This window comes from Binatus sp. (SeqCode), from assembly GCF_050013435.1.
In the GTDB taxonomy this organism is placed as follows: Bacteria; Desulfobacterota; Binatia; order Binatales; family Binataceae; genus Binatus.
The window spans coordinates 15,388-40,435 of sequence record NZ_JBEKFG010000017.1; the positions used below are offsets into that span (position 1 = coordinate 15,388).

Sequence of the window (25,048 nt, forward strand, 5' to 3'; positions counted from 1 at the left end):
ATGACAAAAGTTCTGATTCTTGGCGCCACCAGCCCGATCGCGCGCGCACTCGCGCTGCGCTTCGCATCCGACGGAGCGCGATTATACCTCGCCGCCCGCGACGGCGATGAGGTTCGGCGCGTTGCGGAAGATGTAAGCGTTCGCGCGGGAGCGACCGCTCTTTCCGGGACCTTCGACGCGTCGGATTTCGCCTCGCACGATGAGTTCATCCGTCACGCCGCAGGCCAGCTGGGCGGACTCGACGGCGTCGTCGTATGCTTCGGCACGCTCGGCGACGAAGACGCCGCCCAAACCGACCCCGGCGCGGCGCTTGCCACGATTAATCAGAACTTCACCGGCGCCGTGTCTTTGATTACGCTGGCGGCCCGTCATCTCGAACAGCAACTCTCCGGCTTCATCATCGTGATCGGATCGGTCGCCGGCGAGCGCGGCCGCGCACGCAATTATGTGTACGGCTCGGCCAAGGGCGCGCTCGCCCTCTTTACGCAAGGACTGCGCGGGCGGCTGGCCGCCAGCGGAGTGCACGTGATGACGGTGAAGCTCGGCACCGTGGATACTCGAATGACCTGGGGACGCGAGGGCGCGCTGCTCACGATTGCACCCGCCAAAGCCGCCGATCTGATATACGCGGCGTATCGCAGGCGCGCCGAAGTCGTGTACACCCCATGGTTCTGGCGCTTCATCATGGGCGCGATCCGGCTCATCCCCGAAAGCCGGTTCAAACGCCTCAGCTTCTGAAAATCTTCGATTAGCGGCTGCGCAAGCCCGGGACTTGAAAAAAAGGCCCGCGAGATGCGCTCGCGGGCCTTCGTGCATTCGCTAGAAATGCTCGCGGATCAGTTCACCGTCCAGGTATCGCCCTTGCCCAGCAGCGCCCTCAAGTCGCCCGCGCCCTGCTTGGCCTTGGCGTCCGCGAGCTGCTGGTTCACAGCTCCGTCGTAAGTCGGCTGCGACACCGCGTAGAACACCCCCACCGGCGTCGGCAGAGGAGGCTCGAAATGTCCAAGCATGAACGCCAGCGACAGATTGGTCTCGTCGTGCACGATGAGGTCCTTCTCTGTGACGGTTGCGCTGAGCTGCACTGCCTCGGGGCGCATCCCGTTCATCCTGATTCCCTTGTCGCGATTCTTGCCGAAGATGAGCGGTTTGCCGTGCTCGAGAACCAGCTGATGGTCCGCCTTGAGCGCCTTGTCGGTGACATCGTTAAAAGCGCCGTCGTTGAAGATACTGCAGTTCTGCAGAATCTCTATGAACGACGTGCCGCGATGCTCATGTGCGCGCTTGAGCATCTCGCCGAGATGCTTCTGCTCGATGTCGATCGAGCGCGCAACGAAGGTCCCGTGCGTGCCGAGCGCCACCGTGATCGGATTGAACGGAAAATCAAGCGAACCGGCCGGCGTGGACTTGGTAATTTTGCCCACTTCCGAGGTCGGCGAGTATTGGCCCTTGGTGAGTCCGTAGATTCGATTGTTGAAGAGCAAAATCTTTATATCGACATTGCGCCTGAGCACGTGGATCAGATGATTGCCCCCGATCGACAGCCCGTCGCCGTCGCCGGTCACCACCCACACGTCGAGATCGGGCCGTGAAAGCTTAAGCCCCGTGGCGATCGCCGGCGCGCGGCCGTGAATGGTGTGGAAGCCGTAGGTGTTCATGTAGTACGGAAACCGGCTCGAGCATCCGATCCCCGAGATGAAGACCGTGTTCTCGGGAGCGATGCCGAACTCGGGCATCGTCTTTTGCACCGCGGCCAGAATCGCGTAATCGCCGCATCCGGGGCACCAGCGCACTTCCTGGTTGGAGACGAAATCCTTGCGGTTAAGAACGGTTGCCATTTTCGATCAGCCCTCCAGTACCCGGTTGATGCGGTTTTCGATCTCGCTGACTTTGAACGGACGGCCCTGGATTTTGTTGAACCCGAAGGCGTCGATCAAGTACTCGGCGCGCACCAGCTTGAGCAGTTGTCCCATGTTCATTTCCGCGACCATCACCTGCTTGAAACGCTTGAGCGTCTCGCCCAAGTCGCCGGGCATGGGATTGAGGTAGCGCAGATGCACGTGCGAGACTTTCTTGCCCTTGGCGCGCACCCGCTTGACGGCTTCGCGAATCGGACCGAAGGTCGAGCCCCATCCGAGCACGACCAGGTCGCCGCCGCTGGCATCGCCGAACACTTCGATCGGCGGAATCTCGCGTGCGATACCCGCAACCTTGCGCGCCCGCGTCCGCACCATCAGCTCGTTGTTGGCTGGCGAATGGCTCACGTTGCCGGTCAGGTTTTCGCCCGACAGTCCTCCGATGCGATGCTCGAGACCCTTGGTCCCCGGCACCGCCCACGGACGCGACAGCGTTTCCGCGTCGCGGGCGTAGGGCAGGAAGCCCTCCGGGTTGGTCGCGAATTCAACTTTGATCGGCGCCAGCTTGTCCGGGTCGGGCAGCAGCCACGGCTCGGCGCCGTTGGCCAACTGGCCGTCGGTGAGCAGGATCACCGGGGTCATATACTTGACCGCGATTCGCACCGCCTCGTACGCACAATCGAAGCAGTCAGCCGGCGTCGACGCCGCGATAATCGGAACTGGCGACTCGCCATGGCGTCCATACATCGCCTGCATCAAATCGGCCTGCTCGGGCTTGGTCGGCATTCCGGTGGACGGTCCCGCGCGCTGGACGTCGGTAATCACGATCGGCAGCTCAACCTTCATTGCCAACCCGATCGCCTCGCCCTTCAAGTTCATGCCCGGGCCCGAAGTCGTGGTGATTGCGATCGCGCCGCCGAATGCCGCGCCAATCGCCGAGCACACGCCGGCGATCTCGTCCTCGGCCTGGAAAGTATAGACGGGGAAATTCTTGTAGCCTGAGAGGTCGTGCAGGATATCGCTGGCGGGCGTGATCGGATACGAGCCCAAAAACAGCGGACGACCTGCCTTTACCGCAGCCGCCACGAAACCCAGCGCGGTCGCGCTATTGCCCGTGATATTGCGATAGAGGCCGGGGGCGATATGCGCGGCCGGCACCTCGTAGGAGCTCGCGAACATCTCGGTCGTCTCGCCGTAGTTGTACCCGGCCGTCAGCACGCGAATATTGGCCTCGAGCAGTTCGGGCACCTTCTTGAACCGGCTCTTGAGGGACTCGATCGTGGCGTTGATCGGCCGCTGAAACAGCCACGACAGCATCCCGAGCACGAACATGTTGCGGCATCGGAACGCCGCGCGATTATTGAGCCCCAGCCCGTGCACCGCCAGCGCCGTGAGCTTGGTCACATCGACTTGGATCAGTTGAAATTTGTCGAGTGAATGATCCGTCAGGGGATTGCTGGTGTAGCCGGCGCGCTTGATGTTGGATTCGTTGAACGCCTCGGAGTCCACGATGATCACGGCGTTGGGCTGAAGATCCTCGAGGTTGGTCCTCAGTGCCGCGGGATTCATCGCGACCAGCACGTTGGGTTCGTCGCCGGGGGTGAAGACCTCGTTGCTTGAAAAATTCAACTGAAAGCCGCTGACCCCGGCCAGCGTTCCCTGCGGCGCGCGGATTTCAGCGGGATAGTCGGGCAGCGTGGCGATATCGTTACCGGCCAGCGCCGATTCGGACGTGAATTGCATCCCAGTCAACTGCATTCCATCGCCCGAGTCGCCCGCAAACCGGATAACGATCTGGTCGCGCTTCAGATGCGGCTTGGGTGCGGCGGATTCATGCGACTCGGCAGCTTGCTCAGCCGCCTCAGGTGGTACAGCCATCTCAGTCCAATCTCCTTGTGGTTAGAGCTTGATTGAAAATCACTCCGATGTCTCGAAGCATTGCAAATATTCGAACACGCGGATTTAAAGCATAGCTAATCTAACCGATCGATAAAAGCCCTCATTTTTTGCTCGCCCGCTCAGCGGATCCGAAACTCGGTGAACTCACCGGTAAAATCCAGCCAGTCTTCGCGTACCTCAGTTACGTGCGCTGACGACGTGCCCAGGTGTGCCCACGCCACCAGCATCTGCAAACTCTCCCTGCTGCCTTCCGCGACGATTTCGACCTCGCCGCTTGGGATATTGCGCACCCATCCGGCAAGCGCGAGATCCTTCGCCTCGTCGCAAGCCGAGAATCGAAAGCCGACACCCTGTACCCGCCCGCTGACTATCAGATGCAGCCTCGCGCGCCCCGCCTGGTTTTGCGTCGTCATGAAAGCCGAGGCTCCAAGTCGTCATCTATCGCCCGCAAGAATCGACACGAGCCCCTTCTCGTCGAGCACCCTGACTCCCAAATCATTTGCCTTCTTCAGCTTCGAGCCCGGCTCCGCGCCCGCGACCACGAAGTCCGTCTTGCGGCTGACCGACGACGTGACTCGCCCCCCTGCCGCCATGATTTTACGCTCGGCCTCATCCCGCGTCATCGATTCAAGCGCCCCGGTCAGCACGAAGGTCTTGTCGCGGACTGCGCCGCGCCCCTCAATCTGGGTTGGCGGTTCGACCTCCAGGATTTTGATCAAGCGCTTGACGGTCTTCAGATTTCGCGGCTCGTCGAAGTACTCGCCGATGCTGTGCGCTACTTCTTTCCCGATATCGCGCACGCCGAGCAAATCGTCCTCCGAGGCGGCCGCCAGCGCGTCCATCGTCTTGAACTTCAACGCCAGTTGACGCGCAGTATGCTCGCCGACGTGTCGTATCCCAAGCCCGTTGATAAACCTGTCGAGCGAAGTTTTGCGCGCCGCGGCGATCGCCTCCAGGACGTTGTGCGCGCTCTTGTCGGCCATTCGATCGAGCCCCGCGAGCTGCTCTCTGGACAGCCCGAATAGATCGTCGAGCTCCTTCACCAAGCCCTTCTCGACGAGTTGCGCGACCAGCTTGTCGCCCAGCCCTTCGATATCCAGGCAGCCCTTCGACGCGAAATGGCGAATCGATTCGCGCATCCGCGCCGGGCAATTCGCGTTGACGCAGAAGTAACCGACCTCGCCCTCCTCGTGGACAATCGCGGCGCCGCACTCCGGGCAATGGGTGGGCATCTCAAACCGCTTCGCGCGCGGATGCGCTTCCCTGGTGACCCGAATCACGTACGGAATGACGTCGCCGGCGCGCTCGATCAGCACGGTGTCGCGCTCGCGGATGTCCTTGCGCCTGATCTCGTCGAGGTTGTGCAGCGAAGTATTCGAAATCGTCACGCCGGCCAGCTGCACGGGACGAAGCTTGCCGACCGGGGTGAGCGAACCGATTCTGCCGACCTGCACGTCGATCTTTTCGAGCACCGTCTCCGCCTGCTGCGCCTTGAACTTGTAGGCAATCGCCCAGCGCGGCGAACGCGATACCTCGCCGAGCTGCTCCTGGAGCGCGTACGAGTTCACCTTGGCCACCACGCCATCGGCCTCGTAGTCCAGCGCGCGGCGTTTTTCGGTGATTTCGTTCCAGTATTCGAGGATCGCGTCGATACCCTTGCATACGCGCGACAGCGGATTCACGCGCAACCCCAGCGCTTTGATCCCTTGCAGAAATTCCCACTGCGATTTGAACGTGACGCCCTCGATCACGCCCGGCGCGTACAGGAAAACGTCGAGCGGCCGCGACGCCGTGATCTTCGGATCGAGCTGGCGAAGCGATCCCGCCGCTGCGTTGCGCGGATTGGCGAACACCGGCTCGCCGGCCTCGTCGCGCTCCTGGTTCAACCTTGCAAACCCCGTCCGCGGAATGATCACTTCGCCGCGCACTTCGAGCAGCCGCGGGATCTTGCCCTGCTCGGGATGGTGCAATCTGAGCGGCACGCTCTTGATCGTGCGGATATTCCGGGTGACGTCCTCGCCGTTGATTCCGTCGCCGCGGGTCGAGCCGACGCTCAACCGCCCGTCTTCGTAAACCAGCTCGATACCCAGTCCGTCGAGCTTGATCTCGGCGACGTACTCGACGTCGGCGTCGGATTTCAGCAGCCGCTTGACGCGCTTGTCGAACTCACGCATCTCCTCGGCGTCCATCGCGTTGCCGAGCGACATCATCGGCCGCCGATGCACCACGACGCCGAATTTTTCGCTCGGCGCCGCACCCACCCGCTGGGTGGGAGAATCGGCCGTGGCAAGCTCGGGATGCTCCCGCTCGAGCGCCTCGAGCCGGCGCATCAGCCGGTCGTATTCGGCGTCGGAAATTTCCGGTTCGTCGAGGACGTGGTAGCAATAGTTGGCGCGATCGATCTCGTCGCGCAGTTTTTCGGCTTGCGCGGCGAGCTTGTGCGAATCCTCACGCATGGCTGGAGCTCACCACCGTCGCGCGAATTCCCCGGCTAGCGGCGCGGGTAGCCCATCGCGTCGAGAAAATCGTCGAGCGTCGGAAATCGCATGTACATGTTGTGGCGCTTCTGATCGCCGATCGTCGTGCTCGATTCCGGCGAGTACGCGTGCCCCGGATAGACCACCGTCGAGTCGTCGAGATTGCGCAGCGTATCGTTCAGGCTGTGATACATCGCCTCCGGATCCGAGCCCGGCAAGTCCACCCGTCCACACGAATTCACGAACAGCGTGTCGCCGGAGATCAGGTTGCCCTCGACCAGGAAACACTGCGAGCCCGGCGTATGCCCGGGAGTATGCAGGAACTTCACCTCGAGCTCGCCCACTTTGACCGTGTCGCCCGCATCGACCTTCACCAGGTCGGAGTCCGACAATCCGGCGACCTGCTTCACCCCGTCGGCCTCGTGCTTGTTCACATAGACCTTGACCTTCACGTGTTCGAGCAGCTTGGCGGCGCCTTCGATATTCTGGCCCATCATGTGCCCGCCCAGATGATCGGGGTGATAGTGCGTCAGCAGGAGTTTGTCGATCTCGTAACCTTCCCGCTCCACGTATGTGCGTATCGCCTCGACGTCCCACGCGGGATCGACGACCGCGAGCTTGCGCGTGGCCGGATCGCCGATCAGGTACACGAAATTCGCCATCGGGCCGATCTGCGCCTGTCGAAGATAGATTTTCGTTTCGCTGGATTCAGCCATCGCCAGATTTCCCCTCACTCAGGAGTTCGCGCTGCCGCGGCTGCGGCCCGGCTTGCTCTTCGCCGCGCGCGCCGTCCTCTTATTCTCTTCGATCCGCAGCGCCCGGTCCCACAGAAATTCGCGCTCCCCGAGCCGCTTCGCAACCCATCGCGACTGCACGAACAGATGATCGCTCAGCCGGTTCACATAGATGATGAGGTTGTCGTTGATGTCCTCTTCGCGCTTCAGCCGCCAGCATTGGCGCTCCGCACGCCTGCACACCGTGCGCGCCTGATGGATGAACGCGTTGAGCACGCCGCCGCCGGGAAGCGTGAAAGATTTAAGCGGCTCGAGCTCCTTCTCCATCGCGTCCATCTCTGCTTCGAGCAGCTTGATCTCGCCGGCGCCCATCTTGTGCATCTGCGGATATTCGCCGTCGGGCGGCGTAGCGAGTTCGCTGCCCACGTCGAACAATTCGTTTTGTATCCGCCGCAGGCTCTCCGAATACCGCTCGAAGTCGGCGCCCAACCCGTCGCTATATTGCGGAAGGTAGCTGCGGACGATTCCGATGATCGAATTCAGCTCGTCGGTCGTTCCGTAGGCCTCCAGCCGCGCGCTCTCCTTGGGCACGCGCTTGCCTCCCACCAGCGCCGTAGTCCCCTTGTCGCCCGTGCGCGTGTAAATCCGGCCCAGACGTATCGCCATTACACGCCCGCCTTGGCCCGCTGCGCCGCGTAGGCGGCGTCGCCCAGCTCGGTCGTCACTGGCAGTCCCGCGTCCTTCCATCCCGCGACGACGACCTTGCCCGACGCGTCGCGCTGGCCGCCAAAGCCGCCGACCACGTTGGTCAGATCGGTGAATCCCGCCTCTTCGAGCATCTCGCACGCGCGCTGCGAACGTCCGCCCGCCATGCATCCGACGACGAGTTTCTTGGCCCTGGGAATTACCTTCTCGGCGACCTCGACAAAGTCGAGATTCATCTGCATCTGCCCCGGACCCTTGGCAACCATGACCGGGATATTGATCGCGCCGGCCGCGTGTCCGGCCGCAAATTCTCCTTCGGTGCGAACGTCGAGATACAGCGCGTCGGGATTAGCCTGGAGCGTTGCGTACGCTTCGGGTGGAACTTGCTGTTTTATCGCCATCGCGAACCTTCCTCTTTTCAGTGTTAAGAATTTCCCACGCGCTCATAATGCACTATCTCACAGCGCGGTTTGAGCGGCTTGGCCTGCGGCGGATTCTTCGGGTCGGCGTAGCCGAACGGCAGAATCGTGAAAATTGCCCATCCGTCCTTGACCCCGAGGATCGCGCCAATCTTCGCCCCGTCGAAGTTGCCGACCCAGCACGTGCCCAGGCCGAGCGCCCATCCCGCATTCGCCATGTTCTGCACCGCCTGCGCGCAATCCACGTCGGCCCATCGCGCGTTGGCGACGTCCTTGAGCACCACGATCGCCGATGGCGACAGCGCAACGAAGCGGCCGGTCGAGCATAGCGCACCAATCTCTTTAAGCCGATCGGGATTTTGAATCACGACAAAATTCCACGGCTGCAGGTTCCGCGCACTCATCGCATGGCGGCCGGCCTCGACGATCTTCGAGAGTTTTTCGCGCTCCACCGGCTTGTCCGAGAACGCGCGCTGCACGCGGCGGGAGAGAATCGCTTCAAGAGCGTCCATGGATGGCGCCTCCATCTGAAATTTCGAATCGGGGCGGATACCAGTCGAAGCGGCGGCCGCCGACGCCGCCGAACTGACGGCGCTAAAAGCCCAACTGCACCAATCGCCTTGAGGACGCGGCCTCAGCCGCGCTTGTACACCGAAAATTCCTGCTCGAGTTTCGCCACCCGCTCCTGGATCGACGGCAGGCCCTGAAGCCCAAGAAAAAATCGCACCAATTCATCGTGACCGGCCTGCCCGCCCGGGCTCATCACTTCGACCAGCTCTTCGATGAGGCTCGGGAACTTCTCGCTCGGGACGTAGTAGTTCGCCCATCCGAAATTGCAATGGCGATGCAGAATCTTCGCGATTGTCTTCTCGAGAAGTTCGCGCCGGTCGCCTGCGTGCCCTTGTTCTTCGCTCAATGAATCCTCTCCTGCTTGCGATGGCCCCGATGTATCCGCCGTCTCAGGCGCCCTTTTTCACCGGCGCGGGTGGCGCGGCGTCGGCCCACAAAATCTTGTGATAGTCGAAACGCATGTTCTCGATGATATTGAATTTGATGATCTCGAAATAGGGCGACAGATCGAAATCGCGCGGTGTGATCAGCGTCGGCGAGACCATCCTGAGCGTGCCGTATTGCAACGCGCCGGTCGTCTTCGAGCCTATCGGCCACAGCTTGCGCTTGGGCGACGCTGGCGGCGGCGGCGGCAACTGCTGATAGTTCGGCACAATCGGGAACTTCACGCGATTAAACGACGACGCGATCACGCTCGAGCAGATGGCGCGCGTCGGCTCGCCGCTTCCGAACTGCAGCGCCCGGCGGCGAAAGCGCGGGGGCACCAGGGTAAACGGCAGAAAGTAGCGCGCCAGATCGATTACGTTGCGCAGATCGTAGGTATCGCCCACGCTGCGAATCGCCTCGTCCATCACGTCGGCCAGATCCGCCGCCGACAGGTTGAACGGCCGGCACACGCGGATGTTGAAGTCGCGATACTTGGCCAGCGGCGCGAGCACCACACCTGCGTCCACGATTGCCTCGACCACCAGGAAGTTCGCTTCCTCGCCGAATTGCGCGACCAGCGGCGCCTTCATCTCGGGATTGCGTCGAATCGGCTCGTCACCGACATACAACGCCGAGTGCGACCACGAGCTTTGCGTCAGGTACTTGATGCATTCGCTGATGCGCTCGTTGCCTTCCACCAATACGACGTCGCCCTTGCGAATGTGACGCTTGAGCGCGGCAATGTCGTTGGGGATGTGGAGGGCGTAACTCTTGATGGGCTTGGTGAGCAGACCGACGGCCCAATCGCTCATCCGGTCCAGCAACCAGGCAATGATCCCCGATTTCTCGCGCCGAGCCATTTCAGCCCAGTTCCCCTGTTCGCGAAACCTCGATCAGGTCTTGAACTGCCCCACGATCGCGTAAAATGGTACTTTCAGCGTCGCCTGATCCGGGTCGTCCGTCTTTATCGTCAAATCCCCACGCAGTTGCCCGTCGGGTGTGCCGCGCTTGAGCATGACCGTGACCTTGTATTCCTTGCCCGGCGTGACCGGCTCCGCAGTCGCGGCAACGGCAGGGCTGCTGCTGGTCACCTCGAGCACCTTTACCGGATGGGGACCCTGATTGCTCAGCTTGAAAATTCTCACGATGTCCTGGCCGCGCGGAACCAGTCCGAACGAAACCTGCGCCGGATCGACGTTCAAGTCTCCCGTCACGGCTCCGAACACGTCAACCTGCAACGGCACCCGATTGGTCATGATCTTGATCGAGTCGTCGAACGGCCCCATCGGCATCGTCTTGAGCAGCGAGACTTTGAGCAGCGCGCCCGGCTTGCCGTCGGGACGCTTTTCCTGCACGACCTTGATCGAAGAATTCGAGTTGCTCACCGGACCAACCTGGAACGGCCCGCGCCCCGGATTGAGATCGTTGACCACCAGCTCCCTGGTGTCTTCGGTCCCCTTCTTCACGTTGCCAAATGAGATTTCGCCCGGTTGCGCCTCGACCTGCCTCTTGACGATCCCCTGCATCGTCATCGTGACCTGCGGATTGTCGGGATCGTTGGTGGACGCGGTGATGGTGCGCACCTGGTGACCCTTCTGAAAGTGGGTGTCGAACGAGACTGCGATTTCGCTGTCGTCGCCGGGCGCGACATGCATCTTCGAGGGATTTCCCGTCGTGCATCCGCATGAAGTCTTCACGCCGCGAATGTCCAGATAACCCTGGCCGATGTTTTTGATCGTGAAGGTGTGGCTGACCATCGTGCCTTCGAGCGCGGTGCCGAAATCGTACAGCGAATTGCCGACCACCGCCTTCGGCGCGCGGCCCGGAGGTGCGCTGTTGCCGCCGGGAATCAGCGGATTCATGCCCTCCTGCGCCGCAGCCGGCACGCTCGCAATCAACCCGATTATCAGTGCAAGGAATACTGGTTTTATTTTTTTCAAGTTCGTCATTTGACTCATGGGCCGAGGCACGGCGCCTCTCCGTTGGACTCTATCAAGCATGGCGCGGAGCGTTGCGGTCAAGAGGCCTTGCTTACCGGCGCGTGGTGCGCGGCTTGCGGCTCGGCCGGTTCATAGCGGCTTAGAAAATCGGTCGAGAATTCGCCGCGATTGAAATCCGGATCGTGCAGAATCTTAAGATGCAGCGGGATGTTGGTCTTGATGCCGTCGATTACATACTCACGCAGCGCCGCCTTGGCCCGCGCGATCACTTCGGGGCGCGTCTCGGCATGCACGATCAGCTTTGCGATCAGCGGATCGTACTGCACCGGCACGCGATAGCCGTCGTACAGCGCCGTCTCGACGCGCACCCCCAGTCCGCCCGGCGGATGGTGATTGGTGACGACGCCCGGCGAGGGAATATGACGCTCCGGATCTTCGGCATAGATGCGAAACTCCATCGACGCGCCATCGAACTTCACCTGCCGCTGCTTGAGCCCAAGCCTCTCGCCCATCGCCATCAGGATGCTCTCCTTCACCAGGTCAACGCCCGTGACCATCTCGGTCACGCCGTGCTCGACCTGGATCCGGGTGTTCATCTCTATAAAATAAAACACGCCGCTGCCCGCCAGCAGAAATTCCACCGTGCCGACGTTCGAATAGCCGACCACCGCGGCCGCGCGCAGCGCCGCCTTGCCCATCTTTTCGCGCAGCCGCGCGGTCAGAATCGGGCACGGCGATTCCTCGATCAGCTTCTGATGACGGCGCTGAATCGAGCAGTCGCGCTCGCCAAGGTGAATCGCGTTGTGGTGCAAGTCGGCAAGAATCTGAAACTCGACGTGACGCACGTCCTTGAGGTATTTCTCCAGGTACATCTTGCGCGAATTGAACGACGCCTCGGATTCCCCCTGCGCCAGCGGAAACAGGCGCGTCAGCTCCGCTCCATCGCGAGCGACTCGCATCCCCTTGCCGCCGCCGCCCGCTGCCGCCTTGATCAGCACCGGGTAGCCCAGCCGCTTCGCGTCCGCTTGAGCCTCGCGCAACTCGGTAACTCCCGCGCCCTCGCTGCCCGGCAGGACCGGCACGCCCGCGCGCTTCATGATTCGCCGTGCACGCGGCTTGTCGCCCATCAACCTGATATGACGCGCCCGCGGACCCACGAAGTTCAGCCCCGAGCGCTGGCACGCCTCCGCGAAGTCGCCGTTCTCGGAAAGAAAGCCGTACCCTGGATGCACCGCGTCGGCGCCGAAGGTCGTGGCCGCGCTGAGAATCGCCGGGATGTTCAAATAGCTGTCTTCAGCCGCCGGCGGCCCGATGCATACCGACTCGTCCGCCATCCGCACGTGCAGCGCGTTCTTGTCCGCCGTCGAGTAAACCGCCACCGTCGAAATTCCCAGCTCGCGGCATGCGCGGATTATCCGGATGGCGATTGTCCCGCGATTTGCGACCAGCAGTTTTTTGAACATCGGCGCGCGCTCCGCCTTCTCAGATCACTTCGATGATCATCAGCGGTTGACCGTACTCGATAGGATTCCCATTCTCGGCGATGATTCTTACCACCCGCCCCGCGGCCGGCGATTCGATCTCGTTCATCATCTTCATCGCCTCGATTATGCACAGCGGCTGCCCCTTGCGCACCGACGACCCTTCCTCGACGAATGGCGCCGCGTCGGGCGAGCCGGACCGGTAAAACGTACCCACCATCGGGCTTTCGATCAGCTTCTGATTCGGCGCCAGTTCGATTCGGCCCGCCGCCTTCGAGCCTTCCTCTTCGGTCGCCTCCACGTGCCTCGTCGCCATCTTGAGCGGCGAGGCCGTGCGCACCGCCAGATGCGGCGGCGAACCCGCCTCGGCCGCGTCCAGCGACGCGCGCTCGCCGCCGCGGACCAGCCGCACCTTGCCCTTCTTGTCCTCTATCTCGAGTTCAACCAGCCCGTAATCCCGCATCAGGACCAGCAAGGTTTTCAGTTCGCGTACTTCCATCTGCTCTCCGTGTCTTCCCGCAACGGCGACTCGCCTGCGCGCCTGATCGTTGCCCGGCATCGCGTTCATCCGCTCCGGCGGCGCGACTCCTCGGCCATCGTGCGCGCGGCTCTGAGAGCCAGGCTATAGCTCTCGGCGCCAAATCCCATGATTCGACCGTGCGCGATATCCGCAATCGTGGAATGATGCCGAAACGGCTCGCGCCGATACACGTTGGACAGATGCACTTCGATTACCGGGATGTTCACGGCTTGTATCGCGTCGCGAATCGCAACGCTGGTGTGCGTGTATGCGCCGGGATTGAGGATCAGCACGTCGCACTTGCCGCGCGCTTTCTGAATTCGATCGACGATTCCACCTTCGCTGTTCGACTGAAACGTCTCAACCTTCATCTCGAGTTCGCGTCCCAGTTGCTTGAGTTCCTTGTCGATATCAGCCAGGCGGGTTCGGCCGTAAATTTCCGGCTCGCGTTCGCCGAGCAGATTCAGGTTGGGTCCATGGATCACCAGCACCGCAATTGGGCCGCTCGCGCCGCCCGCCGCGGCTTCGCCAGCCTTCTGCCGCCCTTTAACCCTCGTCGCCATCCCCGCACCGCTCCTGGCTTTCATTGAACCGCACCCTCGATGCGACTGCAAGCGCGGGGGCCGACAACGGTACGCGCATTATGCCTGAACCGAGAAATAGTTTCTCCTAGCGGTTCAACGTGATTCGCTTATTGCAATGTGTGGGTTTTGGAGCCAAAGACGCAACAACGCGTCGGCACGGGCAACGGTTGGGGGACCCACGAATCCGAACTCCACGTCTTCGGGTAACTCGATCGGCGCGTTGTTAATCGGGCTCGTCGCACTGACCATCCTGACCGGAGGCGCGACACCAACCCGATAGTTGTAGCGCTCAAGATCAGCATGGCTTAAGGAATCCACGTCGCAGGTGCAAAACCAGCCGTTCGGCGGAAAGTGAATCTCCCACCAGCCGTCATCCACAGGGAGCACGAGATTATCCCAAGCCGCGTGGCGATCACATCCATATGCCGCGTAGCGGAGCAGCGGCATCAGGCGCTGCACGCGGCGGCTCTGCTCAAGATTCTTAGCGCCCGTCCACACTGCTAGGTATGTACCGTAAATGACCTCCAGTAATTCAGCGCCGGAGTGAACCTTGTTTTTCCGGTGCGTCTCGACGTTCCAAACAGTCACCTCATCCGCCCACCAAGCAAGCTGCCGCAGCCCGGGCCGGAGTTTTTTCTCGACATCCTCGAAAGCGGTGCCGTTCTCGCAAGCGCGGCACAGTGCGTGCCGCGTCTCATCGAAGAGGTCAAAAGCCACCATAATCTCCTCGTCGAGCTAGCTAAGCCGCGGCTTACCCCCGCGTGCTAGTGTCGGAGGTCTAGCCGTATAAAGATCATAGGCGCGCTTTCTTACCGCGTTTCTTAGCTCCGGCTCAACAAATCTTGTGAAATCGAGGTCACGGCTGGCTGGTTTGAATGCGTTGCCTAGTTCCGTTCCAGCGATGAGCATAGCGCGTTTCTCGGGAAATCCAAATCGCGCAATGAGTTCATCTCGTAAACGCACTGCATCCCACTCCGATTCAATCGCCTCAACCACTGTCGCGCGAACGGCCTCTACAGCGCCGGTAGCTGGTGCGCGTATCTTTTCACCGGCGTGCTCACGGGCAAACTCTACTTCACACGCCTTGAAGTTGGCCCAGGTGCGCTCCGCATGCCGCTTCCGCTGTTCTTCGACGTAACAGTCCGAGCACCGGGTGATTTTAAGGAATAGCAAGTTGAAAAGCCGCGCCGAAATCGACAACCGGTTCCCGCATTGCGCGCAAAAGAGCCGTGCCTGATGGTTTCTATCGCTCAATGGTGAACACGCAGAAAGCCAGAGCAATCCTATGGCTTCGCGCGGCGCAAAATGAGCGGGATTCCTCCTTCTGGCCCTTGCTTCGTCAGCATAATGTCACCGTCCTCATCACTGTGGCAGTAGCTGTGGAAACGGCCAACGATGCTCGCAAATATACGCGAGCACTGCGGGTCCGAGTTCGTCGGCTGATGAGCCGCTCAAAAATCCAAGCGGAAACTTCAGGTCGGCGAAACTCGTAAAAAATATGATGTACTGTGAGAGAATTTCTTGGACGATGCGCCGCTGCTCCGGCGGCATCGCAAAGACCTCCGCTGCGCTAAGTGGCGTGCCTCGCTCCAGCCGGGTGAAGACGGGTTCCGCCGCCGATACGATTAGTCGATCCTTGGTGGCCTGTCGCGCCTCGCGAAAAATCCGTTGCGCGAACAGGAACAAGCATCGGCAGACGGCATCGGCTTTGAGGTGGGGCGGTTCATCCATTTCCAACGACCTCTCCAACGGCGGTGTAGCAACCCGTGAGGTTACGACATCGCAGACCGACTGTCACGCGCGGGCATCGAATGCTGTCCACCGGTCAGTCATCACTGGAGTCATCAGAGCGCGATTTGACGGCATTCTGGTACACTTCGCGACGCCCTATCCCCGTCAGCCGCGCGATCACCGCGCTCGCCTGCTTGAGCCCGAGTCCCGCCTCACGCAGAACTTCGAGCGCTTCACCCACGTTAACTGTGACCGACCCCGCTTCCGCGCCGGCGATGCTCGACGTATCCGGCGCACCTGCGACGATGATCGTGATCTCGCCGAGCGCGGGCGTCGCACGAAAACGTCGCTCCAGCTCGACCAGCGTCCCGCGCGCAGTCTTCTCGTAGGTCTTGGTGATTTCGCTCACCACCGCCGCATCCCGCGACTGTCCGAATGCGGTCGCCATCTCGGCCAGCGTATCGGCCAGCCGGCGCGCCGCCTCGTAGAAAACCATCGTGCGCGGCTCGCGGCGGAGTCCTTCCAGCCGGCTGCGCCGCGCCGCGGCGCGCGCCGGGATAAATCCCTCGAAGGTGAACCTGTCGGTCGGGATTCCGGCAATCGACAGCGCTGCGATTGCCGCCGACGCTCCGGGCACCGCCATCACCCGCACGTTTGCCTCCCACGCCGCCCGCACCAGTCGAAAGCCCGGATCGGAAATCGCCGGCGTGCCCGCGTCGGTGACCAGCGCGATTTTTTCTCCCGCCTTCAGCCTCTCGATCAGCTCCGGCACGCGCCGCTCCTCGTTATGCTCGAAGTGGCTGACGGTGGGCGTGTGAATCTGATGACGCGCGAGCATCTGCCCGGTTCGCCGCGTGTCCTCGCATGCGATCAGACTGACCTCCTCGAGGGTGCGGATTGCGCGCGCGGAAATGTCGCCGGGATTGCCGATCGGCGTCGCGACGACGTACAAAATTCCGCCAGCGTCGGTTTGTTTATTTGCGCGCCCAGACATTAGAATTCAAAATTACTATTCGCCCCCGGAGTAATCAGCGTGGCCGAAGGCAAAGCTACTCTCCTGATCTCATGCATCGACCGCCCCGGCATCATAGCCCGCGTCTCGACCCACCTGTTTACTCTCGGATGCAATATTATCACCTCCGACCAGTACTCCGATGACGAGGATGGCCACTTCTTCTGGCGCATCCACTTCGAAAGCCTGCGACGGCCCGTCATTGAGTTGCTGAAGGACCTCGACGCGTCGATGCCATCGCTGCTGCCGTGGGAGCGCCTCAAGTGGCAGCTCTTCGACGCCGCCAAGCGGGACCGGATCGTCATCATGGTTTCGCGCCTGCCGCACTGCATGATGGATCTCCTGAGCCGCCATCGTTTCGGCGAACTCGACGGCGACGTCGTCGGCGTGGTCAGCAATCATCCCGACCTCGAACCGCTCGCGCGCCCGTTCGAAGTGCCCTTTACGGTGATTGCGGTCGCGAAGGATCGCAAATCGGAGTCCGAAGCCGCACTCCTGAAGCATCTTGGCGAGCTCCGCGCGGACACCGTCGTCCTCGCGCGCTACATGCAGGTGCTGTCGGGTGAATTTCTTCGCGCCTGGAACAAGCCGATCGTCAACATTCACCACAGCTTCCTGCCCGCATTCGCCGGCCAGCGGCCGCACAAGCAGGCGCACGACCGCGGCGTCAAGCTGATCGGCGCGACCGCGCACTACGTGACCGAAGAGCTGGACGCCGGCCCGATAATCGCCCAGGCCACCGCGCCGATGACGCATCGCGACACCGTCGCCGACCTCGCGCGCAAGGGCAAAGACCTCGAAGTGATGGTGTTGGCGAAGGCCGTGCGCGCTCACCTAAAAAAGCAGGTGCTGCTCCACCACAACCGCACGATCGTTTTCGAATGACGGGTGATTCCCGGCCCCTGCTCAGGTGGGGCCGGTGAAGAAACTCAGCGAGCGGTTCGCAAACGAGATGATCGGCGACCAGTACAGCCCAAACACGATCGTCGCGCAGGCCAGCACTCCCATCAGCCCGTAATCCCACGGCTGGAAGCGCACCGTACCTTCGTCGCCTCGCGGCTGTTCGAAGAACATCTTCCGAATGGGCTTCAGGTAGTAATACAGAGACACTACTGAATTGAGTATTCCAACAATAGCCAGTATGTAGAATTGGCCGCGAATCACCGCCGCGAACAGGTAGAACTTTCCGATGAATCCAACCGTCAGCGGAATGCCTGTCAATGAGAACAGGAAGATAGTCAGTGCGAGCGCCGGGACGATTCCGCCGCGCCACGCCAGCCCGCGGTACGCCTCCACATCCTCCCGCCCCGTCGAGTTCGCCACGATCATCACCACCACGAATGCGCCCGCATCCATTACATAGTAGGCAAACAGGTAGAACAGCATCGCCCGAATCCCGTCGTTCGACAGCACGACGAATCCCATCAGCGCGTATCCCGCCTGCGCGATGCTCGAGTACGCCAGCAGCCGCTTCATGTTGGTCTGTTGAAGCGCCGCAAGGTTGCCCAGCGTCATCGTGATGATGCAAACGAAGAGCAGCAGTTGCGGCCAATCGACGCCCGCCAGCGCCGTCCAGCTTCCGCCCGCCGCCAGATGCGAAATCGCCGGGAAGAAAAAGCGCGTCAGCAGCGCAAAGCCCGCCGCCTTCGAGCCGATCGCCAGAAAAGTTGTGATCGGAATCGGCGCACCCGTATAAACATCCGGCGCCCACATATGAAACGGCACCGACGCCACCTTGTAGCCCATCCCGGTCAGGATCAGCACCAGCGCGATGAATACGGCGAGCACCGGCAGATGCCCGGGCGTCGAGAGCGCCTTGTTGATCACGTTGAAGTCGAGCGAGCCGGTGATGCCGAAAATCCAGCTCATGCCGTAAATCATCGTGCCCGACGCGACGCCCCCGTAGATCAAGTACTTAAGCGCGGCTTCGAGCGAGCGCCGGTTATGCCGCAAAAAACCCGTCAGGATGTACGACGTCAGGCTGACGAACTCCAGCGCCAGGTACGCCATCAGCAGGTTCGCCGACTCCGCCATCAGAAACATCGCGAACGTGCTCGCGAGCAATATTGCGTAGTACTCGCCCTGGTCGCAGCTCTTCACTTCCTGCGAGCCAATCGACATCCAGATAGCCACCACCGCGGCCAGCGCGATCAGCGTGCGAAAGTAAATCGCGAACGAATCGAATACCAGCATCCGATGAAACAGCCACGCGCCCGACAGCACCGGCTCCAGGCCAATCGCCAGCAATGACGCCGCGGCCACTATCAGAGCCAATGCGCCGAGACGCGACTTGTCGCGTACCGCAAGGTCGATGATCACGATCGCCAGGATGCCGGCCACCAGGATCATTTCCGGGATGAAATGTTTCAGGCTCGCGAGATTTCCGAGATCCATCTGCTTGCGTCCGACCTGCCTTGAGTCTCAGCGAACCATCGCGACGGCTGCGCCCGAAGTCGACAGCACAACCTGGTTGAGATGAACCAGCGAGGTGTTGAGCAGGCTGAGAATCGCGTGCGGATAGACACCGAGTATGAGCACGATAACCCCGAGCGGCACCAGCGTGAACGCCTCGCGAAACGACAAATCGGGAAAGCCCTTGTATTTTTCGTTCAGCGGCCCGAGGTAGATTCGCTGGAAGGTCCACAGCAGATAGCCCGCCGTCAGCACCGCCGTCGCCGAGCCGAATACCACCATGAACGGATGCGTCTGCCACGCGCCGAGCAGCACCAGCACTTCCGAAATAAATGCCGACATCCCCGGCAGTCCCATGCCGGCGAAAAACGCGAACCCGGTAAACGCCGTATATATCGGCATCTGCTGCGCCAGGCCGCCGAAGCCGTTTATCTCGCGATGATGCGCGCGATCGTAGATCACGCCGACCAGGATAAAGAGCATCGCGGTGATCGTTCCGTGATTGAACATCTGCAGCACGGCGCCGTTGATTCCCGCCGTCGTGAACGCCGCCATCCCCAGCATCACGTAACCCATGTGGCTAATCGACGAATAGGCAATCAGTTTCTTGTAGTCAGTCTGCGCCATCGCGCACATCGCGCCGTACACGATGTTGATAGTGCCAATCACGCCAAGGAACACCCACGCAAGCTGGTAAGTGGCCGCAGGCAGCACCGCGAAATTGACCCGCAGAATGCCGTAGGTGCCCATTTTCAGCAGCACGCCCGCAAGAATCACCGAAATCGCCGTGGGCGCTTCCACGTGCGCGTCGGGCAACCAGGTATGGAACGGGAACGCCGGAATCTTGATTGCGAAACCGATAAACAGCGCGATCCATACTATTCGCTGGAACCCGATTGAGTAATGACTCGAATTCGCCGCCAGCTCGGTCAGGTCAAAGGTCGGCGTCGCGCTGTAGTAATATAGTCCGAGCATCGCCAGCAGAATTAGTACCGAACCCAGCAGAGTGTAGAGAAAGAACTTGATCGCCGCGTACTCGCGCCGCGGACCGCCCCAGATGCCGATTAGGAAATACATCGGCAGCAGCATCACTTCCCAAAAAATATAAAACAGGAAGAAATCGAGCGACACGAACACGCCCATCATCCCCGTGTCGAGCATCAGCAGCATCGCGTAGTAACCCTTCTCCGCGCGATTTATCCCGAAGCTAGCGAACGTCGCGATGAACATGATGAGCGCCGTCAGCAGCACCATCGAGATGCTGATTCCGTCCACGCCCATGAAGTAGCTAATGTGGTACGAGGGCATCCACGCCGCTTTCTCGGCGAACTGAACCGCACTGGTCGTCGTGTCGAAGTTCTCGTACAGGTGAATCGCGATCAGGAGTTGCGGTATCGTCGCCGCGACTGCGATCCACTTGCTTGCGTTCTTCATCGAGTCGGGCAGCGCGAGAATCAGCACCATCCCGGCGATCGGAACAAAGGTTATCAGCGTAAGCGCGTGACTCATTTCAGTTTCGCTCTTCCCGTTTGACTTGAAATCGGCGCCGCCGCCGAATTTGTCATGCCCTTACCACCGCGCGCACCAGCAATATCAGCATCACCGCGGCCAGAATTCCGTATAAGTATCCATTGATCGAGCCGGTTTGCAGCCGTCGCAGCCTGCCGCCCACGTCGAGCGTCAGGTTCGAGGTGAAATTCACCAGCCCGTCGACTACGTAGTGGTCGAATAGCCCGGACAGCCACGACAGGAACACCACGATGCGGGCTGCCAGGTTCACGACTCCATCGATAATGTTGGTATCGAACCAGGCCAGCGCCCGCGTCGCGAACATATACGGCTGTATAATCGCTCGATTGTAGAATTCATCGACGTAGTATTTGTTGTATACCCATTCGTATGGCACTCCGCCGAACATCTGACTAAAGCGCGCGGGATCCAGCTTCTGCTGCCGATACATCAGATCCGCAATTAGCCATCCGATTACTACTATCGTGAATGTGATAACTCCGAACAAACCTTCCGTCGCACGACTATGTATTCCCGCTTCGGTTATCCGGCGCGTCACCTCGGAGCTGAATACGGGATCGAGAAAGTCCTCGAACGGTTTGAATGTCGCGATGAATTCCGGAATCTTTACGAGTCCGCCGACTACCGACAGCGCGCCCAGCACGATCAGCACGTACGCCATCGACGCTGGCGATTCATGCACATGATGCTCCTGCTCGTGCGTGCCGCGAAATTCGCCGAAGAACGTCATGTACACCTGGCGAAACATGTAGAACACCGTGATTCCCGCGCCAGTCAGCAGCATCGCCCACACCACCGGATGCCCGTGCGAGATTGCCTGCCAGATGATCTCGTCCTTCGACATGAATCCCGCGAATGGCGGCACGCCCGAAATAGCCAGCGTCGCCGCCATGAACGTCACGAACGTGATTGGCATCTTGTGCCGCAGCCCGCCCATCTTGCGCATGTCCTGCTCTCCGCCCATCGCGTGGATCACCGACCCCGATCCCAGGAACAGGCACGCCTTGAAGAACGCATGCGTCATCAGATGGAACACGCCCGCCGCGTATGCGCCGACGCCCAGCGCCGCGAACATGTATCCGAGCTGGCTCACCGTCGAGTACGCGAGCACTTTCTTGATGTCGTTTTGCGCCACGCCGATCGTCGCCGCGAACAGCGCCGTCAGTCCGCCCACCACCGCGATCACGCCCATCGTGAACGGCGACATCGAAAACAAAAAGTTCAGCCGCGCCACCATGTACACGCCCGCCGTCACCATCGTCGCCGCGTGGATCAGCGCGCTGACCGGTGTCGGTCCCGCCATCGCGTCCGGCAGCCACACGTACAGTGGAATCTGCGCCGACTTTCCCGTCGCCCCGATGAACATCAACAGCGTCACGAAGCCGACCAGCGGAAACGCCGACTGATAGCCGGCGAAATTCATCGCCATGCCCGCAAGCCCCGGCGCGTACCTCGCGATCTCGCGCGTCACCAGCGTCGCGTGCCCGATCGACTGCAAGCCCGCGAACAAACTGTACAGCGCGATCACGAACGCCAGGTCTCCCACCCGGTTGACGATGAACGCCTTGTTGCCCGCCGTCGTGTTCGCCGTCACCTTGTACCAGAACCCGATCAGCGCGAACGAGCACAGACCCACGCCCTCCCAGCCCACGAACATCAGCCACAGATTGTCGCCCAACACCAGCACCAGCATCGCGAACGTGAACAGGTTGAGCCATCCGAAAAAACGCCAGTAGCCGTCGTCGTCGTGCATGTAGCCGATCGAGTAGATGTGGATCAGGCCGCCCACGCCGGTGACTATCAGCGTCATCACCATCGACAACGGATCGAGCCAGAACGCGATGTCCAGGTTCAGTCCGCCGACGTCGAACCACGTCCACAGGTCGTCGAGCATGAAGCGGTTTTCCGGCGGGATCGCGATCATCACGAAAAACGCGCGCAGCGCAAGGATGAACGCCGCGATGACGACGCCGCATCCGATGAAACTGATCGCGCGCTTGCCGAAGGTCTTCTGCAGCCACGCGCCCGCAATGAAATTGATCGCCGCGCCGGCCAGCGGCAGCGCCACGATCAATCGGATGAAGGTAACCGCAATCGGATGATCCATCGCTCAGCTATCCACGCAGCGTCTCGGCCGCATCGACGTCGATCGTCTTGAAGTTCTGATAGATCGCCAGCACCACCGCCAGTCCGATCACCGCCTCTGCCGCCGCCAGCATGATTACGAAAATCGCAAAAATCTGGCCGTCGTATTTGCCGCCGCCGTAAAACGCGAATGCAAGGTAATTGATGTTGGCGGAGTTGAGTATCAGCTCGACGCCCATCAGGATTCCAATCGCGTTTCGGCGCGTCAGAACCGTGAACAGCCCGAGCGAAAATATTATCAGGCTCAGTACCAGGAAGTGGTTCAGCGTTATTCCCCCGCCCATCCCGACTCTCCCGCTCTCCTATTCCCTGACTTCATGGCGCGAAATGACAATCGCGCCGATTAACGCCGCCAACAGCACCAGCGACGCGACCTCGAACGGCAGCACGTAATCGCCCAGGAACGCGTTTCCGATCGCGTAGGTCGTCGGCGCGGGCGTGTATGCCGTCGCCTGATGCCACTGCGTTCGCATCACCGCATACAGCATCACGATCGCCGCGACTCCTGCCACTACAATCGCCGGTCCGCTTCCCACCGCGCGATTCGATACCTTCACGTCGCCGATTCCCGCCGTCAGCATCACCGCGAAGATAGTCAGTACCAATATTCCGCCGACGTAAACCAGTAGCTGCACCATCGCGACAAAGTCCGCCGCGAGCAGAATGTAGATACCCACTATGCCCATGAATGCGCCCAGCAGCGCGAAGGTCGAATAAACTATGTTGCGCGAGAACGCCACCAGCGCGGCCGAGCCCACCGTCAACGCGGCTAGCGCATAGAATATTACCTGTGCGAGCATCGATTCGCCCTTCCCCGCGTTGCAGACCCGCGCGCGCGCTACGCCGGCTCGTCTCCGGCCGGCTTCTCGCCGCCAGGTTGCGCCCATTGATCGAGGTAGGCCATGCCGCGACTCAGGATTGGCGCGATTTTCGGATCCGTCTCCGGCCCTTTCTTGGCCTTGTACGCCATCACCGGATCCCGGACGAAGCGGCGAATCAGGCTCTCCAGCGAATAGTCGGCACCCTCGAACTCCGTCGTATGATGTATCGATCCGGTTGGACACGCCTCGCTGCACAGCCCGCAGTACATGCACTTGGCGATGTCTATATCGAACTGCGACAGCAGCAATTGGCGCGTTTGCTGATCCTTTTCGGCCACGATGACTATGCAATCGATCGGACAGGCGCGCTCGCACGCCAGGCAGCCCGTGCAGATTTCGAGATCGACATCCAGTATCCCGCGATAACGGAACGGCAGCGTGTCCTGCACCCGCACCGGCATCCGATCCGGATATTGCACCGTGTACGGCTTGCGCATGAAATGCGACGCCGTCACGGCCATGCCCTCGAAGATCGTCGAGACCGTGTCCTTTATATTATGTACGTATTCCAAAACCACGATTATCAATAGCCTCTATATAGTCGGATTGAAGTAAACTTCCATCCGTGAACGCCTGAGATAGTAGATAACCCGCTGAATGAATAGTGCCCCGAGCACGATCGCCCCGGCGAACATGATATAGCCCATCGCCACGTTGCCGTCGGGCCATATAGCTACCCACACCGCGGTGCCGATCATATTCACAAACGCGATCGGCACGAAGTATTTCCAGCATGCTGTCATCAGCTGATCGATTCGGACCCGTGGCAGCGTCGCGCGTATCCACATCGAGACGAACACCAGGAATAGTACTTTGACGTTGAACGTGATCACTTCCAGCACGTTCATCGCGACTACATTGCTCGTCACGTGCGGAAATTGCCATCCGCCGAGGAACAACGTCGTGATTATCGCGCCGACGATATACAGGTTTCCCCATTCCGCCATCGAGAAACACGCGTAGCGCCAGCCGCTATACTCAGTCGCAAAGCCTGCCACCAGCTCGGATTCGGCTTCGGGCAAATCGAACGGCGTCCGGTTAGCCTCTGCCAGCGACGACATATAGAGGATGTTGGCCGCCACGAACGTGAATGGATTGGCGAACAGGAACCAATGCTGCGGCGCCCAGCCCTGCCCGCGGATGATTCCCTGCATCGAAAGCGTGCCCGTCATCAGCACCACCGGGAAGATCGAAAGCCCCGCCGGTATTTCGTAACTGACTATTTGCGCCGCCGAACGGACTCCGCCGATCAGCGACCACTTGTTGTTCGACGCCCATCCCGCCATCAGCACGCCCACCACCGTGAGCGCCGTCACCGCCGTCATGTACAGGATGCCCACGTTCATGTTGGCCAGTATCAGCGACGACGAGAACGGCATCACCGCCCACGGCAGGACGAACGCCAGCATCACCAGGTACGGCGCCATCTTGAACAGGCGCGAGTCGGCTTCGTCGGGGATGATGTCTTCCTTGCAGACGATTTTTATTCCGTCCGCCAGCCACTGCAAAAAGCCCTGCGGGCCGACGCGGTTTGGACCCACCCGCGACTGGATTCGCGCCCACACCCGCCGCTCGACCCAGGTCACGATTCCCCCGAACGGAAGCGCGACGCCCAGGAACACGACCAGGCTCATCACGAACACCACGATCGCGGCGACCAGATCCCGCGGCGGGTTCTTGCCGAACACGCCCGACGCAATCAGATTTTCAATCAGCGTATGCATCGATG

26 protein-coding genes are annotated in these 25,048 nt (G+C 60.9%); 2 read left to right on the forward strand and 24 right to left on the reverse strand.

Features of this window, described 5'->3' with window-relative positions:
* Complete coding sequence (locus ABSB13_RS05330) at positions 1–738, forward strand: SDR family oxidoreductase (RefSeq protein ID WP_428106154.1); 738 nt, start codon at positions 1–3, stop codon at positions 736–738.
* Positions 739–836: 98 nt separating this feature from the next.
* Here ABSB13_RS05330 and ABSB13_RS05335 read toward each other — a convergent pair whose 3' ends face one another.
* The 17 genes from ABSB13_RS05335 to rsmI all read right to left on the reverse strand — a co-directional run bounded on the left by ABSB13_RS05335 (position 837) and on the right by rsmI (position 16,333).
* The gene (locus tag ABSB13_RS05335) at positions 837–1,835 is read right to left on the reverse strand and encodes a 2-oxoacid:ferredoxin oxidoreductase subunit beta (RefSeq protein WP_428106155.1); all 999 of its coding nucleotides are present in this window, start codon (positions 1,833–1,835) and stop codon (positions 837–839) included.
* Positions 1,836–1,841: 6 nt separating this feature from the next.
* Positions 1,842–3,731: a 2-oxoacid:acceptor oxidoreductase subunit alpha gene (locus ABSB13_RS05340; RefSeq protein WP_428106156.1), complete on the reverse strand. Its 1,890-nt coding sequence runs from the start codon at positions 3,729–3,731 to the stop codon at positions 1,842–1,844.
* A gap of 140 nt (positions 3,732–3,871) precedes the next feature.
* Positions 3,872–4,165: an acylphosphatase gene (locus ABSB13_RS05345; protein ID WP_428106159.1), complete on the reverse strand. Its 294-nt coding sequence runs from the start codon at positions 4,163–4,165 to the stop codon at positions 3,872–3,874.
* Between the two features lie 21 nt (positions 4,166–4,186).
* A complete protein-coding gene (gene ligA, locus ABSB13_RS05350; protein WP_428106161.1) occupies positions 4,187–6,208 on the reverse strand; it encodes an NAD-dependent DNA ligase LigA in 2,022 nt (673 codons plus the stop codon).
* A gap of 35 nt (positions 6,209–6,243) precedes the next feature.
* Positions 6,244–6,945: an MBL fold metallo-hydrolase gene (locus ABSB13_RS05355; protein ID WP_428106163.1), complete on the reverse strand. Its 702-nt coding sequence runs from the start codon at positions 6,943–6,945 to the stop codon at positions 6,244–6,246.
* Positions 6,946–6,963: 18 nt separating this feature from the next.
* Positions 6,964–7,629: a cob(I)yrinic acid a,c-diamide adenosyltransferase gene (locus ABSB13_RS05360; RefSeq protein WP_428106165.1), complete on the reverse strand. Its 666-nt coding sequence runs from the start codon at positions 7,627–7,629 to the stop codon at positions 6,964–6,966.
* On the reverse strand, positions 7,629–8,069 hold the full coding sequence (locus ABSB13_RS05365) for a rhodanese-like domain-containing protein (RefSeq protein WP_428106167.1): 441 nt from the start codon (positions 8,067–8,069) through the stop codon (positions 7,629–7,631). Before ABSB13_RS05365 ends, ABSB13_RS05360 begins: the two co-directional genes overlap by 1 nt.
* Before the next feature lie 23 nt (positions 8,070–8,092).
* Positions 8,093–8,599 (reverse strand): nitroreductase family protein, encoded by a 507-nt coding sequence (locus ABSB13_RS05370; RefSeq protein WP_428106169.1) that lies wholly within the window; start codon positions 8,597–8,599, stop codon positions 8,093–8,095.
* A 122-nt stretch (positions 8,600–8,721) separates the two neighbouring features.
* A complete protein-coding gene (locus ABSB13_RS05375) occupies positions 8,722–9,003 on the reverse strand; it encodes a hypothetical protein (RefSeq protein WP_428106171.1) in 282 nt (93 codons plus the stop codon).
* Positions 9,004–9,046: 43 nt separating this feature from the next.
* Positions 9,047–9,943: a YiiX/YebB-like N1pC/P60 family cysteine hydrolase gene (locus tag ABSB13_RS05380; protein WP_428106173.1), complete on the reverse strand. Its 897-nt coding sequence runs from the start codon at positions 9,941–9,943 to the stop codon at positions 9,047–9,049.
* A gap of 33 nt (positions 9,944–9,976) precedes the next feature.
* Positions 9,977–11,023 carry a DUF1573 domain-containing protein gene (locus tag ABSB13_RS05385; protein WP_428106176.1) on the reverse strand — a complete coding sequence of 349 codons (1,047 nt, stop codon included), beginning with the start codon at positions 11,021–11,023 and terminating at the stop codon, positions 9,977–9,979.
* Positions 11,024–11,100: 77 nt separating this feature from the next.
* On the reverse strand, positions 11,101–12,486 hold the full coding sequence (gene accC / locus ABSB13_RS05390) for an acetyl-CoA carboxylase biotin carboxylase subunit (protein WP_428106177.1): 1,386 nt from the start codon (positions 12,484–12,486) through the stop codon (positions 11,101–11,103).
* A 19-nt stretch (positions 12,487–12,505) separates the two neighbouring features.
* Positions 12,506–13,003: an acetyl-CoA carboxylase biotin carboxyl carrier protein gene (gene accB, locus ABSB13_RS05395; protein ID WP_428106179.1), complete on the reverse strand. Its 498-nt coding sequence runs from the start codon at positions 13,001–13,003 to the stop codon at positions 12,506–12,508.
* A gap of 65 nt (positions 13,004–13,068) precedes the next feature.
* Positions 13,069–13,521, reverse strand: coding sequence for a type II 3-dehydroquinate dehydratase (gene aroQ / locus ABSB13_RS05400; RefSeq protein WP_428106219.1), 453 nt, complete (start codon positions 13,519–13,521; stop codon positions 13,069–13,071).
* Positions 13,522–13,701: 180 nt separating this feature from the next.
* Positions 13,702–14,328: a phage head morphogenesis protein gene (locus ABSB13_RS05405; protein ID WP_428106182.1), complete on the reverse strand. Its 627-nt coding sequence runs from the start codon at positions 14,326–14,328 to the stop codon at positions 13,702–13,704.
* 642 nt (positions 14,329–14,970) lie between these two features.
* On the reverse strand, positions 14,971–15,339 hold the full coding sequence (locus ABSB13_RS05410; RefSeq protein WP_428106184.1) for a hypothetical protein: 369 nt from the start codon (positions 15,337–15,339) through the stop codon (positions 14,971–14,973).
* A gap of 94 nt (positions 15,340–15,433) precedes the next feature.
* Positions 15,434–16,333: a 16S rRNA (cytidine(1402)-2'-O)-methyltransferase gene (gene rsmI / locus ABSB13_RS05415; protein WP_428106185.1), complete on the reverse strand. Its 900-nt coding sequence runs from the start codon at positions 16,331–16,333 to the stop codon at positions 15,434–15,436.
* Positions 16,334–16,372: 39 nt separating this feature from the next.
* On the opposite strand from rsmI, the gene purU reads away from it, so the two are divergent.
* The gene (gene purU / locus ABSB13_RS05420) at positions 16,373–17,236 is read left to right on the forward strand and encodes a formyltetrahydrofolate deformylase (protein WP_428106187.1); all 864 of its coding nucleotides are present in this window, start codon (positions 16,373–16,375) and stop codon (positions 17,234–17,236) included.
* A 21-nt stretch (positions 17,237–17,257) separates the two neighbouring features.
* On the opposite strand, the gene ABSB13_RS05425 is transcribed toward purU, so the two are convergent.
* The 7 genes from ABSB13_RS05425 to nuoH are packed head-to-tail and all read right to left on the reverse strand — an operon-like array spanning position 17,258 to position 25,043.
* Positions 17,258–18,745: an NADH-quinone oxidoreductase subunit N gene (locus ABSB13_RS05425; protein WP_428106189.1), complete on the reverse strand. Its 1,488-nt coding sequence runs from the start codon at positions 18,743–18,745 to the stop codon at positions 17,258–17,260.
* 27 nt (positions 18,746–18,772) lie between these two features.
* The gene (locus tag ABSB13_RS05430; protein WP_428106190.1) at positions 18,773–20,272 is read right to left on the reverse strand and encodes a complex I subunit 4 family protein; all 1,500 of its coding nucleotides are present in this window, start codon (positions 20,270–20,272) and stop codon (positions 18,773–18,775) included.
* Positions 20,273–20,324: 52 nt separating this feature from the next.
* The gene (nuoL, locus tag ABSB13_RS05435) at positions 20,325–22,400 is read right to left on the reverse strand and encodes an NADH-quinone oxidoreductase subunit L (RefSeq protein ID WP_428106192.1); all 2,076 of its coding nucleotides are present in this window, start codon (positions 22,398–22,400) and stop codon (positions 20,325–20,327) included.
* Between the two features lie 7 nt (positions 22,401–22,407).
* Positions 22,408–22,722 (reverse strand): NADH-quinone oxidoreductase subunit NuoK, encoded by a 315-nt coding sequence (nuoK, locus tag ABSB13_RS05440; protein WP_331958316.1) that lies wholly within the window; start codon positions 22,720–22,722, stop codon positions 22,408–22,410.
* 18 nt (positions 22,723–22,740) lie between these two features.
* The gene (locus tag ABSB13_RS05445) at positions 22,741–23,238 is read right to left on the reverse strand and encodes an NADH-quinone oxidoreductase subunit J family protein (RefSeq protein WP_428106194.1); all 498 of its coding nucleotides are present in this window, start codon (positions 23,236–23,238) and stop codon (positions 22,741–22,743) included.
* 38 nt (positions 23,239–23,276) lie between these two features.
* Positions 23,277–23,831, reverse strand: coding sequence for a 4Fe-4S binding protein (locus ABSB13_RS05450; protein ID WP_428106197.1), 555 nt, complete (start codon positions 23,829–23,831; stop codon positions 23,277–23,279).
* A 21-nt stretch (positions 23,832–23,852) separates the two neighbouring features.
* A complete protein-coding gene (gene nuoH / locus ABSB13_RS05455; RefSeq protein WP_428106199.1) occupies positions 23,853–25,043 on the reverse strand; it encodes an NADH-quinone oxidoreductase subunit NuoH in 1,191 nt (396 codons plus the stop codon).
* Positions 25,044–25,048 lie beyond the last annotated feature (5 nt).

Coding starts and splice junctions, on each gene's coding strand:
- ABSB13_RS05330 (WP_428106154.1), top strand. CDS start 1: ATGACAAAAGTTCTGATTCTTGGCGCCACCAGCCCGATCGCGCGCGCA.
- ABSB13_RS05335 (WP_428106155.1), bottom strand. CDS start 1,835: ATGGCAACCGTTCTTAACCGCAAGGATTTCGTCTCCAACCAGGAAGTG.
- ABSB13_RS05340 (WP_428106156.1), bottom strand. CDS start 3,731: ATGGCTGTACCACCTGAGGCGGCTGAGCAAGCTGCCGAGTCGCATGAA.
- ABSB13_RS05345 (WP_428106159.1), bottom strand. CDS start 4,165: ATGACGACGCAAAACCAGGCGGGGCGCGCGAGGCTGCATCTGATAGTC.
- ligA (WP_428106161.1), bottom strand. CDS start 6,208: ATGCGTGAGGATTCGCACAAGCTCGCCGCGCAAGCCGAAAAACTGCGC.
- ABSB13_RS05355 (WP_428106163.1), bottom strand. CDS start 6,945: ATGGCTGAATCCAGCGAAACGAAAATCTATCTTCGACAGGCGCAGATC.
- ABSB13_RS05360 (WP_428106165.1), bottom strand. CDS start 7,629: ATGGCGATACGTCTGGGCCGGATTTACACGCGCACGGGCGACAAGGGG.
- ABSB13_RS05365 (WP_428106167.1), bottom strand. CDS start 8,069: ATGGCGATAAAACAGCAAGTTCCACCCGAAGCGTACGCAACGCTCCAG.
- ABSB13_RS05370 (WP_428106169.1), bottom strand. CDS start 8,599: ATGGACGCTCTTGAAGCGATTCTCTCCCGCCGCGTGCAGCGCGCGTTC.
- ABSB13_RS05380 (WP_428106173.1), bottom strand. CDS start 9,943: ATGGCTCGGCGCGAGAAATCGGGGATCATTGCCTGGTTGCTGGACCGG.
- accC (WP_428106177.1), bottom strand. CDS start 12,486: ATGTTCAAAAAACTGCTGGTCGCAAATCGCGGGACAATCGCCATCCGG.
- accB (WP_428106179.1), bottom strand. CDS start 13,003: ATGGAAGTACGCGAACTGAAAACCTTGCTGGTCCTGATGCGGGATTAC.
- ABSB13_RS05405 (WP_428106182.1), bottom strand. CDS start 14,328: ATGGTGGCTTTTGACCTCTTCGATGAGACGCGGCACGCACTGTGCCGC.
- ABSB13_RS05410 (WP_428106184.1), bottom strand. CDS start 15,339: ATGGATGAACCGCCCCACCTCAAAGCCGATGCCGTCTGCCGATGCTTG.
- rsmI (WP_428106185.1), bottom strand. CDS start 16,333: ATGTCTGGGCGCGCAAATAAACAAACCGACGCTGGCGGAATTTTGTAC.
- ABSB13_RS05425 (WP_428106189.1), bottom strand. CDS start 18,745: ATGGATCTCGGAAATCTCGCGAGCCTGAAACATTTCATCCCGGAAATG.
- ABSB13_RS05430 (WP_428106190.1), bottom strand. CDS start 20,272: ATGAGTCACGCGCTTACGCTGATAACCTTTGTTCCGATCGCCGGGATG.
- nuoL (WP_428106192.1), bottom strand. CDS start 22,400: ATGGATCATCCGATTGCGGTTACCTTCATCCGATTGATCGTGGCGCTG.
- nuoK (WP_331958316.1), bottom strand. CDS start 22,722: ATGGGCGGGGGAATAACGCTGAACCACTTCCTGGTACTGAGCCTGATA.
- ABSB13_RS05445 (WP_428106194.1), bottom strand. CDS start 23,238: ATGCTCGCACAGGTAATATTCTATGCGCTAGCCGCGTTGACGGTGGGC.
- nuoH (WP_428106199.1), bottom strand. CDS start 25,043: ATGCATACGCTGATTGAAAATCTGATTGCGTCGGGCGTGTTCGGCAAG.